The organism is Wolbachia endosymbiont of Drosophila incompta (assembly GCF_001758565.1).
GTDB classification, from domain to species: domain Bacteria; phylum Pseudomonadota; class Alphaproteobacteria; order Rickettsiales; family Anaplasmataceae; genus Wolbachia; species Wolbachia pipientis.
This window is the reverse complement of the sequence record NZ_CP011148.1, coordinates 93,529-106,854: the sequence shown is the minus strand read 5'-3', so window position 1 is coordinate 106,854 and position 13,326 is coordinate 93,529. Positions and strand designations below refer to the sequence as shown.

The 13,326-nt window shown below is 36.0% G+C and carries 9 protein-coding genes and 1 pseudogene (1 of these 10 only partly in view); 3 read left to right on the top strand and 7 right to left on the bottom strand.

Annotated features, from left to right (window positions below):
- The 6 genes and pseudogenes from WG67_RS07970 to WG67_RS00470 all read right to left on the bottom strand — a co-directional run.
- Positions 1-242, bottom strand: a pseudogene (locus WG67_RS07970) (IS3 family transposase) (it extends 854 nt beyond the left edge of the window).
- Between the two features lie 337 nt (positions 243-579).
- On the bottom strand, positions 580-837 hold the full coding sequence (locus tag WG67_RS06845; protein ID WP_010962372.1) for a hypothetical protein: 258 nt from the start codon (positions 835-837) through the stop codon (positions 580-582).
- Between the two features lie 93 nt (positions 838-930).
- Positions 931-3,318, bottom strand: coding sequence for a DNA topoisomerase (ATP-hydrolyzing) subunit B (gene gyrB, locus WG67_RS00485; protein WP_010962371.1), 2,388 nt, complete (start codon positions 3,316-3,318; stop codon positions 931-933).
- 808 nt (positions 3,319-4,126) lie between these two features.
- Positions 4,127-4,735: an SCO family protein gene (locus WG67_RS00480; RefSeq protein WP_010962368.1), complete on the bottom strand. Its 609-nt coding sequence runs from the start codon at positions 4,733-4,735 to the stop codon at positions 4,127-4,129.
- 44 nt (positions 4,736-4,779) lie between these two features.
- Positions 4,780-5,475 carry a DNA polymerase III subunit epsilon gene (gene dnaQ / locus WG67_RS00475; protein WP_010082574.1) on the bottom strand — a complete coding sequence of 232 codons (696 nt, stop codon included), beginning with the start codon at positions 5,473-5,475 and terminating at the stop codon, positions 4,780-4,782.
- A 17-nt stretch (positions 5,476-5,492) separates the two neighbouring features.
- Entirely contained in the window at positions 5,493-6,143 is a 651-nt protein-coding gene (locus tag WG67_RS00470) for a Tim44/TimA family putative adaptor protein (RefSeq protein WP_010962367.1), read from the bottom strand.
- A gap of 164 nt (positions 6,144-6,307) precedes the next feature.
- Between WG67_RS00470 and secB the strand changes: the two genes are divergently transcribed.
- From secB to putA, 3 genes are all read left to right on the top strand, one after another.
- The gene (gene secB, locus WG67_RS00465; RefSeq protein ID WP_070356734.1) at positions 6,308-6,811 is read left to right on the top strand and encodes a protein-export chaperone SecB; all 504 of its coding nucleotides are present in this window, start codon (positions 6,308-6,310) and stop codon (positions 6,809-6,811) included.
- 14 nt (positions 6,812-6,825) lie between these two features.
- On the top strand, positions 6,826-9,411 hold the full coding sequence (gene acnA / locus WG67_RS00460) for an aconitate hydratase AcnA (protein ID WP_038199466.1): 2,586 nt from the start codon (positions 6,826-6,828) through the stop codon (positions 9,409-9,411).
- Between the two features lie 134 nt (positions 9,412-9,545).
- The gene (putA, locus tag WG67_RS00455) at positions 9,546-12,686 is read left to right on the top strand and encodes a bifunctional proline dehydrogenase/L-glutamate gamma-semialdehyde dehydrogenase PutA (protein ID WP_070356733.1); all 3,141 of its coding nucleotides are present in this window, start codon (positions 9,546-9,548) and stop codon (positions 12,684-12,686) included.
- Positions 12,687-12,904: 218 nt separating this feature from the next.
- Here the strand turns inward: putA and WG67_RS07965 are convergent, their stop codons facing one another.
- Positions 12,905-13,186: a hypothetical protein gene (locus WG67_RS07965; protein ID WP_022626427.1), complete on the bottom strand. Its 282-nt coding sequence runs from the start codon at positions 13,184-13,186 to the stop codon at positions 12,905-12,907.
- Between the last annotated feature and the right edge of the window lie 140 nt (positions 13,187-13,326).

Below are 13,326 nucleotides of genomic sequence, written 5' to 3'. Positions count from 1 at the left end.
AATCTTGCTAACTCTCTTTGTAAATCAAACCTCTCTTTGTCGTAAGGAGCCATGTTACCTCTACCTGGAAATGCATCTGCTGCCGACTTTTTTTCGTTGTGTTTCTTTATCCATTTTCCTAATAAACCACCCTTTATTCCTAAATCCTTTGCTATTTTTGTAATTGTTTGACCTGCCTTTCTTTGTTCATTTGCCAGTTTAACAGCTTCCAATTTGAATTCTGCCGTATATTCTCTTGCCATTTCTAATCCTCCAAAATTTTATTTTACCCGAAAAAACTCCTTTCTTTCTCTCCACTTTTTCTGGGTAAGGTCACTTGGCAACAGTTGCTCTACTTTCTCCTTCATCCAATGCTTCCATTGCTTTTTTCCTTAAGTCGTAACTATACGCTGCTGGCATACAAACCCCTCTACCATAAATCCATTCTTACCTTATTGGGATTATTATGAGAAGAGCTATAACTCTATGGGAGGGAAGCAAAATCTGGGATTCGGCCTTAATGGCATTAGCGTTGCATCAGCTTCACCCTCCCTGTGAGGTATTTTAGCTCTAATGCCTCACATCATAAAGATACAAGTGTCAAGCTACTTGGATGACAGGGGAGGGAGGCACTGGGATGACAGGAGAAGGTAGTGGGATGACACCCTGACAACCGTCATCCCGCTGCTTGTTAGCGGGATCTAGAGATACCGCGAATGAATCGCGGCATGACGTAGGACTGCTTTCATTCCAGTGCTTGACACTGGAATCCAGCCTTTCTGCAATCTCATCGAAAACGTTGTAACCACTTTCTATGCTAGTTTGCTTGTGAGCAACCTGGATTCCAGTGTCAAGCACTGGAATGACACCGTTATAAAGGAACCAGTGTCAGCTACTTGAATGACACAGTCTTTGCTTAAACCCGTAACGTTCGTACATTTTGCTAAAAGTTCAAATATCAACATCATGCACATTAAGTGCATTGCTATTAATAAAATCACGGCGTGGTTCAACTATATCACCCATTAATATTGAAAATATGGAATCAGCTTCTTCACAATCTTTTATTTCAACCTTTAATAAAGTTCTAGCCTCAGGATTTAACGTAGTATCCCATAGCTGATCAGCATTCATTTCACCAAGACCTTTAAATCTCTGCAGAGTTAAACCTTTTTTACCATAGTCCATTATTATTTTTGCAAGCGTACTTGGAGAAGTGATTCTTATTTCAGTTTCTTGTGACTTTAAAAATGAATCACCATTAAATAAATTACTTATACCATCAAGCAAACTTAATATGTTTTGCATATCTTTGCCTTCAAGCATACTCAGTGCAAATATATATTTGTCTGCCAATCCTTGAAACAATTTAGAGATATGAATTTCTTTTTCTTCATCTTTTATTTCCACTTCCCAAGTGTATTCGCTGTACATTAACTTCAAATACTTTAATATCTCATCAGCCGATGATAGAGCATTCTTTTTACTTAAAATTAGCAATGACTCTAAGAGATTTTGTGGTATTTCTCTATCATAATTTTTGCTAATATTAGAAGTGCTAACGCATTTATTCAAAATAAGGCGCAAGTTGTTAAATTCTGTAGCTGTACCACTTAGTGTTAATCTTTTAACTGCTGAGTTTATTATATACTCTTCAAAAGTTTCGTCATCTTTAATATAAGTGTCTTTGGCATTCTTTGTAACTTTATAGAGGGGTGGCTGTGCTATGTATAAGTAACCTTTTTCAATAACTTCACGCATATGTCTAAAAAAGAAAGTTAGAATCAAAGTTCTTATATGTGAACCATCAACATCTGCATCTGTCATGATGATAATTTTATGATATCTAGCTTTTTCAATATCGAAGTGTTCACTCCCTATTCCAGCACCAATTGCAGTAATTAAAGAGCCTATTTCTGCAGATGAAAAAATACGATCTAAACTTACACGTTCTACGTTTAGAATTTTTCCTCTTAAGGCAAGCACTGCTTGTGTTTTACGATTACGCCCCTGCTTTGCAGTACCACCTGCTGAATTACCCTCTACTATAAATAATTCCGATAACTCAGGAGCTTTTTCCTGACAATCAGCAAGCTTTCCTGGCAGAGTTGCAATATCAATATTGTTTTTGCTTTTAACTAGCTCGCGCGCTTTTCTTGCAGCTTCTCTTCCTTTTGCTGACCTGATTGCTCTTTCTACTATGCTTGCTGCCAATTTGGGATCAGTTTCAAGGATTGTGCTCAATTTATCAGAAACTATACTTTCTACAACTGCACGTGCTTCAGAACTAACTAGTTTATCTTTTGTTTGTGAAGAAAACTTAGGATCAGGCATCTTAAGAGATAAAACACAAGTTAAACCTTCTCTAACGTCCTCTCCAGTTAAATTTACTTTTGCTTTCTTTAAAAACCCTTCATTAGTTGCATAGGTATTGATACATCTAGTTAGTGCAGATCTAAATCCTGCCAAATGCGTACCACCATCTCGTTGCCGTATATTATTAGTGAAACACAACATATTCTCATAGTAGGAATCATTCCATTCCATCGATATTTCCAAGCTGATGCCAAGATCTTCTGCATCTCCTTTCATACTGGCAATTTTAGTTACATGTGTCTTATTCTTATCTAAATACTGCACAAAATTTGCTGTACCAAAATTGTCTTTAGATTGATTGCTCTGATTGAAATGAGATTCTGTATATGGTTCATTGCGCAGATCACGTAAAGTAATGTCGATATTTGAATTTAAAAATGCTAATTCTCTTATACGACTTTCAAGCGTTGAGTAACTGAAATTAATGCCATTAAAAGTCTCTGTTGATGGCATGAACGTGACTTTAGTTCCTCTTTTGTTTGTATTTTCGTTGACTACCTTTAAAGGTTCAATAGACTCACCATCTTCAAAACGCATAAAGTGTTCTTTCTTATTGCGCCAAATAATTAATTCCAACCAGCTTGATAATGCATTCACAACTGAGATTCCAACACCATGTAATCCCCCAGAAACTTTATAGGTATTGCTGTCAAATTTACCACCAGCATGGAGTTGAGTCATTATTACCTCTGCTGCTGATATTCCTTCTTCTTCATGAATGTCAGTTGGAATGCCACGACCATTGTCGGTTACTGATACTGAACCATCTTTATTTATGCTAACTTCAATTTTATCACAATACCCAGCTAAAGATTCATCTATTGCGTTATCAACAACCTCATATACCATGTGGTGCAAGCCAGATCCATCGTCAGTGTCACCAATGTACATACCTGGACGTTTCCTTACAGCATCAAGACCCCTTAAGATTTTTATTGCATCGGCATTATAACTATTTTCCATGGTATTGCTTCGTTTATGAATGTTAATTAATATTACATTCATATATGCTGATTAGCAACATTTTTAAACTGATAACCCATATTAAAAGCACAACTTTACGAATGTTTATTTTTGAAGACAGCAAATAGTGTCATTCCAATGTGTCTTCCATAACTGTACGAACATTCATTTTTGAAGGTAAATTGCACAACAGATGATGTCATTCCAGTGCTTGACACTGGAATGGCTTTGTTGCATCGCTAGCTATGATGGATTAAAGATAAAAAAGATGGAGAATATCAGTAGCTTATTATTCTGGTATTTATAACAAGAACGGTCAGTGAATACCTAAATTTGAGTAAAAGAAATTTCACTACCACTCACTAATCCGGCTAAAATTCAAGAATTTCAATGCTTTAGCTATTTTCAATAGAATTAAATTTATTAATGTAAATAATAAATTACTATTCTTAAATTTGATCAGATCGATTGCAAAAAAACAAGATTTTCAATAGGTTGCTTATAATCCTAACTATAGTTAGCCTTTCATAAGTAGCGATGCAACAAAGCCCACTGGAATCCAGAAATTTTGCTTATAACTGAGCTGATGAGCTAAAGGTAGTTGTCTTACGCTAAAACAAACGTTTTTAATTAAGTTGCATAGAAGCTGGATCCCAGTGTCTGGGCACTGGGATGACACACCACTGGTGGGAATTGCTCCCAAACTACAACGTTCGTACAGTTGTGTGTGTCTTCCCATGGAGATTGCTCTCAAATCATAATGCTCATGCAGTTGCATGCTCGACTAATTAACAGAAAAATCTATAATTCAGTTTACGTATTTTCTTATCTCAGCCAAAATCTTATCAGATTGACTTTCGTCTGAATTTAAATCAGCTGCAAAGTGTGTAACATATTTTCCTCCAGGGCCAATAAGGTACATTATTGAAGAATGGTTGATTTCTTCTTCTCCACCAACTTTGCTAGCATATACTTTATACTTTGCAATTACTTCGTCTATTTTTTCTCTTTCACCAGTTAACATTTGTATTCTGTGGTCAAATTGCTGCTGAAATTCTTTAAGTCTTTCCGTGCTATCGCGCTCAGGATCGACTGTGATGAAGAATGTTTGTAGCTTGTTGTTAGTTTTCTCATCTAACTTTGCAAGTGTTTCTGAAATTATTCCAAGGTTCATAGGGCAAATTCTTTTGCATGAGGAAAACCCAAAGAAAATCATCATGTATTTATCTTTAAAATCACTACTGCGCAAGATCTGTCCGTCCTGATTAATTAAAGAAAAATCTCCGCCTATCTTAACTTCTGCGTTGTGAATCGCTGCTGGGGCAAATATGCCTTTTTTAGTGAAATAACAATAACCTAAAAAAACAACTGCTAATGCTGCTAGCACATTAGATAATAATCTTATAAACCTTACCATTAGAATGCTCTCAGTAAAATTGAATTGTATCTTTATTGGTTAACCTATTCAATATATTTATTCCAAAGTGTATTGTTAATTTTGTCTAACAGTTTCTTATGTTCATCAATTTCTTCACTATTTGGTAAATGTTCTCTGGGAGTTAGATTACGTACTTTATGCTGAACGAATGTGGAGTTACTGTCCTGATTGCATTCATTATCAAACAGAAAGGTTTGTAACCCTCCTGTAAGTTCAACATATACCTTTGCAAGCAATTGAGCATCAACTAGTGCTCCGTGCAATTCTCTATTCTCTAGCGATATATCAAAACGCTTACATAATGCATTCAAAGAAGCAGGTGATCCTGCGAATTTTTTCCTCGCAAGAGGTAATGTATCTAGCACTCTGTCTGAGGAAATTAACCTAGCATTCAGCTTGCTTAACTCCATGTTAAGGAACTTAACATCGAATTCAGCGTTGTGAATTACCAAAATATCATTAGATATAAAGTCAAGAAATTCAAGTGCAACATCTGAAAATAATGGTTTATCTTCTAAAAATTCTTCACTAATACCGTGAATCTTAAACGAGTGATAAGGTATATCTCTTTCTGGGTTAAGGTACCGATGGAATACTTTACCTGTTGGAATGCGGTTAATTAATTCCACACACCCTATTTCAATAATTCGATGACCAGATTCAGTGTCAAGACCTGTCGTTTCAGTGTCAAGTACTATTTCGCGTAGCTTGCTTTCCATTTCAAATAAAACTCATCTTACTTATCATTTGTCTTATCGTTACTTGTCTTTTTATAGTGAATAGAAACAAGCAACCAGCTTGGGTCTGATGAATTAACATTTTTTTTGAATTGCCATACATCCTCAACTTTATTAATAGTGGATGTACTACCTGATATTATATCTCCTTCATTGTTCTTAACGAAGTTAATTTGCTCTGAAAGGAAATATACTGCAATAAACACTGCGTTTTTTACTAGCTTTATTTCTAAAATCTTTTGTGAAACGATAGAAACAATTATAGACTCGTGCACCTCTTTACGATGTTTAATCTTCTCTGCAAAATTATCATATAAGTCTTTATCGAGAAGTGGTTTTAACTGAGACAAATTTCCTTGATTGAAACATTTTATTATTAATTCAAAAGCTATGCTTGAACCTTCTATAAAGTGGGAAATAGAAAAATCTTTGTTTTTTTTTAATATTTGTTTATAAGTAACTTTTATTGAATTTTCATCATTGCTATCAATGTAACCCTCAATGTTTTCTACTACATCTTCTCTACTTCGGCTTACATCCAATACATTAGTTAGCTTTTTTAGGTTGAGGTTGGCTGACCTTCCTAAAGAATTATACAAACGTGAAAAAATGAACGCCGCTAATAAAGCATATATTACAAGCTCTATCATAGTAACTCAACTCCTTGGCATATAAAGTATCCGAACATTATTAATTATTAATGAAAATATGTTTTTCATATCAACTTATAATCAGGTTTGCTATTCGTTTGTAAATGAATATATTATATAAGAAAGTATTAAATATCTCAACTTAATTAAAGGAGACGTAAGAAATGCCACAACAAAAAATGAGAATTCACGGTCAATATGTTAAAGATCTATCATTTGAGAATCCGAATTCGCCATTCCTTTCTTCTAGTAAAGCTCCAAATATTAATGTAATGGTTAATATCAATTCAGCAAAATTAGAAGGGACGAAAAACAAAGAAGAAGTGAATGAAGAAAAATCTTTTCATGAAATTACTTTGCATATAGAAGTCAAAGCAACGGTAAAAGATGAAGGCATAAAAGATGGTGTAGCTTTCATTTGTGAGACGAAATATTGTGGCATTTTTTCAATAGAAAATTTAAAAGAGTTGAGTGAGGAAGAGGTAAGACAAGCTTTGTTTATTGGCGGACCTACTTTTCTTTTCCCTTTTGCAAGAGAAATAATTGCAAGAGTTACAAGTAGTGGTGGATTTCCCCCACTGATGCTAGATCCTATAGATTTTGAAACTATGTATGAGCAGCAAGGTCAACAACAAAAAAGTAACGGTAGTAATTCCAATTTTAACTAATATAGTGTGATAGGATGAACAATTCTTTAAATGCAAAAACGACTTTAAACATTGACGGGAAGTCATACAACTATTTTAGCCTAAGTAGTGCTAGTGAATTTTTAGGAATAGATGTGACTAAATTGCCTTGCTCACTTAAGGTTCTGCTTGAAAGTTTATTGCGCAATGAAGATGGAGTAAACGTAAAGCTAGATGACATAAGAGTACTAGCAGACTGCGTTAATAAACACACTAATCACGAAATTAGCTATAAACCAGCAAGGGTGTTGATGCAAGATTTTACAGGGGTTCCTGCTGTTGTTGATCTAGCTTCAATGCGGGACTATGTTAAGAAAAATGGAGGAAACCCAAGCAATATAAATCCGTCTGTACCGGTTGATCTTGTGATTGACCATTCTGTTCAAGTAGATAGTTATGGAAGTGTTTCCGCATTCAGTAAGAATGTTGAGTTAGAAGTAAAAAGAAATTTGGAGAGATATCAATTTTTAAAGTGGGGAGAATCGTCCTTCACAAATTTTAGAGTAGTGCCGCCTGGCACAGGGATTTGCCACCAAGTGAACCTTGAATATTTAGCGCAAGTTGTGTGTAATAATGATGGAGTCATATATCCTGATACTTTAGTTGGTACTGACAGCCATACTACAATGGTTAACGGGTTATCAGTTCTTGGTTGGGGTGTTGGAGGCATAGAAGCTGAGTCTGTGATGCTTGGTCAACCAATTAGTATGGTGATTCCAGAAGTAGTTGGATTTAAATTAATTGGCAGACTGCCGGAAGGAGTAACTGCGACTGATTTAGTGCTGACGGTTACCAATATCCTAAGAACAAAAGGCGTTGTTGGTAAGTTTGTAGAATTTTATGGTGATGGTTTAGATTATTTATCTTTGGCAGATAGAGCCACTATAGCAAACATGGCCCCAGAGTATGGTGCAACTTGTGGGTTTTTTCCAATTGATCAGAAAACACTCGATTATTTACATTTAACAGGGCGACCAGAAAAGCTGATTAAGTTAGTTGAGGCTTATGCGAAAGAGCAAGGATTGTGGCGTGGCAATAATGAGTTAGCATTTTTTGACGCACTAGAACTTGATTTATCGAGCGTGAAGCCAGTAATGGCTGGTCCTAAAAGACCACAAGATAAGGTTTTTCTTTCACAAGTGGCAGAGTCTTTTTCTAAATCATTTTCAGTTAATGAGTCAAAGGAAAGCGATAAACTCCAAGATGGAAGTGTAGTTATTGCAGCAATAACAAGCTGCACTAATACTTCAAATCCAAGTGTGATGATTGCTGCAGGTCTTGTAGCTCGTAATGCAATTAAACTTGGATTAAAATCAAAGCCTTGGGTTAAAACTTCTCTTGCTCCAGGGTCACAAGTTGTAACAGAATATTTAGAAAAGTCTGGATTGCAGGTAGATCTAAATGCTTTGGGTTTTAATCTAGTTGGATATGGTTGCACAACTTGCATTGGGAATTCTGGTCCACTTAATAAAGATATAGAAGATGGCATTAAAAACAAAAACTTAACCGTTGCTGCAGTTTTATCTGGCAATCGTAACTTTGAAGGAAGAATTCATCCGTTAGTCAAAGCTAATTACTTGGCATCTCCGCCACTTGTTGTTGCATATGCACTTGCTGGTACTGTGCAAATTGATCTGACAAAAGATTCAATATGCAAAGATAAGAATGGAAATGATGTCTATCTCAAAGATATATGGCCAACAAACAATGAAATCGAAGATTGTGTTAAAAGTGTGGTAACACGTGAGATGTTTATACAAAAGTATAAGGATGTTTTTTCTGGTGATGAACATTGGCGGAAGATAAAGTGTGAAAAAAGTGAAATCTATAATTGGGATGCAAACAGTACTTACATACAAAATCCGCCTTATTTTGATAACTTATCACCTAAAAATAATAAAATCGATATAAAGGGTGCACAAATATTAGCAATGTTTGGCGATAGCATAACTACTGATCATATTTCCCCTGCGGGAAATATTGCCTCGAGTAGTCCTGCCGGTCTATATTTAAAAGGGCTTGGAATTGAACCACGGGATTTCAATTCATACGGGTCTCGCCGTGGTAATCACAATGTAATGATGCGTGGGACTTTTGCTAACATTAGAATAAAAAATGAAATGGTTAGCACCGAAGGTGGATATACAAAATATATTCCTTCTCAAGAAACTATGCCAATTTTTGATGCGGCGATGCGCTACAAGGAAGCTCTCATCATTGTGGCAGGAAAGGAGTATGGCACAGGTTCAAGTAGGGATTGGGCAGCAAAGGGTACTTTATTGTTGGGGATTAAAGTTGTAATTGCAGAAAGCTTTGAGCGTATACATAGGTCCAACTTAGTTGGTATGGGTGTTCTTCCACTTATATTCCAAAATGGAATAACCAGAAAGATATTTGATGGTAGTAAGGTAATAAGCATAAAAGGTGAAATAGTGCCAGGTGGAAATCTAGAATGTATCATCAAAGGAAAGGATAATTCTGAACAATCAATTCAACTCAAATGCTGTGTACAAACCGCAACTGAGACTAAATACTTGATGTGTGGTGGAGTGTTGAGCTACATACTTGCACAATCTTTTTGATTTAGTGAAGTTATTGCATGGACTTCTTTTAGCCAGCCCTGATCCCTTTGTAAATAGCAATTTGCTCTGCGCAAAGTTATGATATAATTTCACCATACATATGGTGTCGGAGTATTTTTTGGAGATAATTATATATGATAAGCTCTATACAAGAACCTAATGAACTCAGAAAACGTTTACAAGGATTTTATCGTACTGATGAAAAGAGTTATATACGTTATCTTGTAGAAAAAGCAGAGCTTTCGGCTGATTCAAAAAATAGAATTTATAATATTGCAAAACAAGTTATTGAAAAAATCAAACACAATAAATTAAGTATTGTAGATTCCTTTATGCAGCAATACTCGCTTTCCAATGATGAAGGAATAGCATTGATGTGCCTTGCTGAATCACTACTTAGAATACCAGATGATTATACAATAGACGAAATAATCAAAGATAAAATTGCCAATCAGGAATGGAATAAATATTTAGGGCACTCTTCTTCGTTGTTTGTCAATGCTTCCACATGGAGCTTGATGATAGGTAGCAGTATATTGAGAGATAATGAAGGCGATTCGAAGTTCTATTACGCAATTTCTAAGTTACTTAAGAATTTAGGAGAACCGATCATTCGCAAAGCAGTAAAACAAGCAATGTCTATGCTTGGTAATCATTTTGTTGTTGGAGAAACCATAGAAGAAGCTTTAAGGTATGCAAAACTAGATGACAATAGTAAGTTTTTATACTCTTTTGATATGCTTGGCGAAACTGCTCACACAGCTGAAGATGCAGAAGAGTATTTTAATTCATACATGCACTCAATAAAAGCTATAGGTGAATCCACTGAAATAAATGATTGTTTTAAATCGCATGGAGTTTCAATCAAATTGTCTGCGTTACATCCACGTTATGAATTTGGTCAATTCGATAATATAGCTGAAGAGTTGAGAGCTAAACTGCTAGAGCTTTGTCATGAAGCAAAAAAATACAACATTTCATTATGCATAGATGCAGAAGAAACAGAAAGGCTTGAAATGTCCTTAATCTTGTTTGAACAATTACGGCTTGATGAATCACTTTCTGAGTGGGAAGGGCTTGGCTTGGCTGTGCAAGCATATCAAAAGCGCGCTTTATCTGTTCTTGACTTTGTTGAAGATGTTGCTATCCGATCAAAGCACAAAATTATGGTGAGGCTTGTAAAAGGTGCATATTGGGATTCAGAAATCAAGCGTACGCAAGAATTGGGATTAAATGATTACTCAGTATTTACAAGAAAAAGCTATACTGACGTATCTTACTTCGTGTGCGCACAGAAACTTTTGAGTAAACCAAACAGCTTTTACCCATGCTTTGGAACTCATAACGTCTATACTTTTGCTTCTATCATGGAACTTGCTGATAAAAACCACCCTGGATTTGAATTTCAACGCTTACATGGAATGGCAAAAGACTTATATGATTATGCAATGTCAGAGCTTGCAACAAATGTTAGCTGTCGTGTCTACGCACCCGTTGGGGAACATAGTGACTTGTTGCCTTATCTTATAAGACGCCTTCTTGAAAATGGAGCTAATAGTTCGTTTGTTAATCAAATAAGTGATCCTAACGTTAAAATCGATGAGTTAATTTCAGATCCACTGGAAAAAGCTATAAATTTTAATTATGAACCTCATCCAGGCATTCCATTACCACAAGATATTTTGGGACCAGAAAGAAAAAATTCCTTGGGGATGGATATTAGTGATTCTGTGATAGTCTCACAATTTGCAGATGATATAAAGGGTTTTAGTGAAAAAAAGTGGCAAATTGGACCAATAATTGATGGAAAAGCACTATTTGATAATGCTGAATTTATCGAAGTAGTGAATCCTGCACATTTGGAAAATGTAATTGGAGAAGTGTCAAGTGCAACAAGCGATCAAGCTTTAAACGCTCTTGAAATAGCACACAGTGCTTTTGCTAAGTTTCAGAATGTTTCAGCAGAAGAGCGCGCTAAATGCCTTGAAAAAGCTGCAGATTTGCTTGAGGAAAGGATGAAAGAGTTAATTTACATTCTGATTGTGGAAGCAGGAAAAATTTTATCCGATGCAATAGCAGAAGTAAGAGAGGCAATCGACTTTCTGCGTTATTATGCAATGATAGCAAAAAATGAACTGAGCGACTGGAAAAAATTGCCGGGCCCAACAGGTGAAGATAACTTCATCTTTTTTGAAGGCAGAGGAGTTTTCTTATGCATATCACCGTGGAATTTTCCGCTCGCTATCTTCATTGGGCAGGTCTCAGCTGCACTTGCAGCAGGTAATGCAGTGCTGGCAAAACCGGCAGAGCAAACGCCGATTATTGCCTACGAAGCTGTTAAGATACTACATGAAGCTGGGATACCAAAGAATGTGTTACACCTCATTCCTGGGGATGGTGGATATTTAGGCAAAATATTAGTTCCAGACAATAGAATTGCCGGAGTAGCTTTTACTGGCTCAACACAAACTGCTCAAATAATCAATAAAATGCTTGCAAATAGGGATGGTCCTATTGTGCCACTTATTGCTGAAACAGGAGGGCTCAATGCTATGATAGTTGATAGCTCTGCTCTTTTAGAGCAAGTGGCTATGGATGCTTTGCTTTCTGCGTTTCGTAGCAGTGGTCAACGCTGTTCTGCACTTAGAGTGCTGTTTATTCAAGGGGACATAGCAGAGAAGCAGATAAAAATGATATGCGGTGCAGCGCAAGAACTCAAGATTGGTGACCCAATACAACTTAGTACTGATATTGGTCCAATAATTGACAAAGCATCTATCGATATGCTAACTCAACATACGCAAAAAATGTCAGAGGACGAAGATTCAAATCTGTTATTTAAAGTACCCATGGATACAAATTCTCATAATGGTTATTTCTTTCCTCCATATATTTATGAGATACAAAAAATTTCGCAATTAAAGCAAGAAGTATTTGGTCCTATTTTACATATCATACGTTTTAACAAGTCACAATTAAATGAAGTTATAAGTGGTATAAATAGTACTGGATATGGGCTTACGTTTTCTTTGCAGAGTCGTATACAAAGTCAAATTGACACTATAAGTAAAAAAATATCAGTTGGAAATGTCTACATCAACCGTAACCAGATAGGTGCAGCAGTTGGGATACAACCATTTGGTGGTAGAGGACTATCTGGCACTGGGCCAAAAGCTGGTGGTCCTCATTATTTACAGCGTTTTTCTACAGAAAAAGTTGTAAGTGTTAACACTACAGCATTTGGTGGTAACACTACACTTATGTGTTTGGATTAATTTGCGGGCCCTAATTTTTCTTACCCCTAAACTAGACGTTCGTGCAGTTATGTACACAGCGCTAAAACCCGAAAAGGACCAGCTCATGCACTGAAATAAATCGTATCCGTTCAGCCAATGGCGTCAACTTAAGAACTTTCATTAGCAAACTCTCCTAAAGACATGATGGCGTTTAGGCTTATCTACTTTATTGCGGCTGTCCCGGTCGGATTTTAACTTTAGCGCGTATACTTAAAAAGGGCTTGAAAGTTTTTTGGCGCAATAAGTACCTGATAGAGTTTCTGTCTCATTACACTAAATAAAACTGAAAAATTTAAACGATACTCAGTAATTTGATCTGGGTTCCAAGGCCCTTGTGCATCACATATATGAAGCGATAATATATTGCACATGACCAAGTTTGCCCAAAATTCTTGTAATACAGCCTCTCCAGAAAAATTCTCTAACTCTGCTCCTACTTTGAGTCGTTTATAGCACTCCTCTATGTGCCACCTTAACACATAAGCTTTGCTCCAAAGTCTCGGTCAAAAACTCTGTTTCTCAGTTGGCTAATGTCAGCACTATAACTCTTACTTTCTGTCCTTTCATTTTATTTTTTAGCTTTTCATTTTCTAATATAAAATCAAAATCTAATTCGCCT

What these genes read in the sequence shown, in the direction of transcription:
- acnA (WP_038199466.1), top strand. Translation starts at nt 6,826, where the DNA reads ATGAACAATTCTTTAAATGCAAAAACGACTTTAAACATTGACGGGAAG.
- WG67_RS00480 (WP_010962368.1), bottom strand. Translation starts at nt 4,735, where the DNA reads ATGGTAAGGTTTATAAGATTATTATCTAATGTGCTAGCAGCATTAGCA.
- secB (WP_070356734.1), top strand. Translation starts at nt 6,308, where the DNA reads ATGCCACAACAAAAAATGAGAATTCACGGTCAATATGTTAAAGATCTA.
- WG67_RS00470 (WP_010962367.1), bottom strand. Translation starts at nt 6,143, where the DNA reads ATGATAGAGCTTGTAATATATGCTTTATTAGCGGCGTTCATTTTTTCA.
- gyrB (WP_010962371.1), bottom strand. Translation starts at nt 3,318, where the DNA reads ATGGAAAATAGTTATAATGCCGATGCAATAAAAATCTTAAGGGGTCTT.
- dnaQ (WP_010082574.1), bottom strand. Translation starts at nt 5,475, where the DNA reads ATGGAAAGCAAGCTACGCGAAATAGTACTTGACACTGAAACGACAGGT.
- putA (WP_070356733.1), top strand. Translation starts at nt 9,546, where the DNA reads ATGATAAGCTCTATACAAGAACCTAATGAACTCAGAAAACGTTTACAA.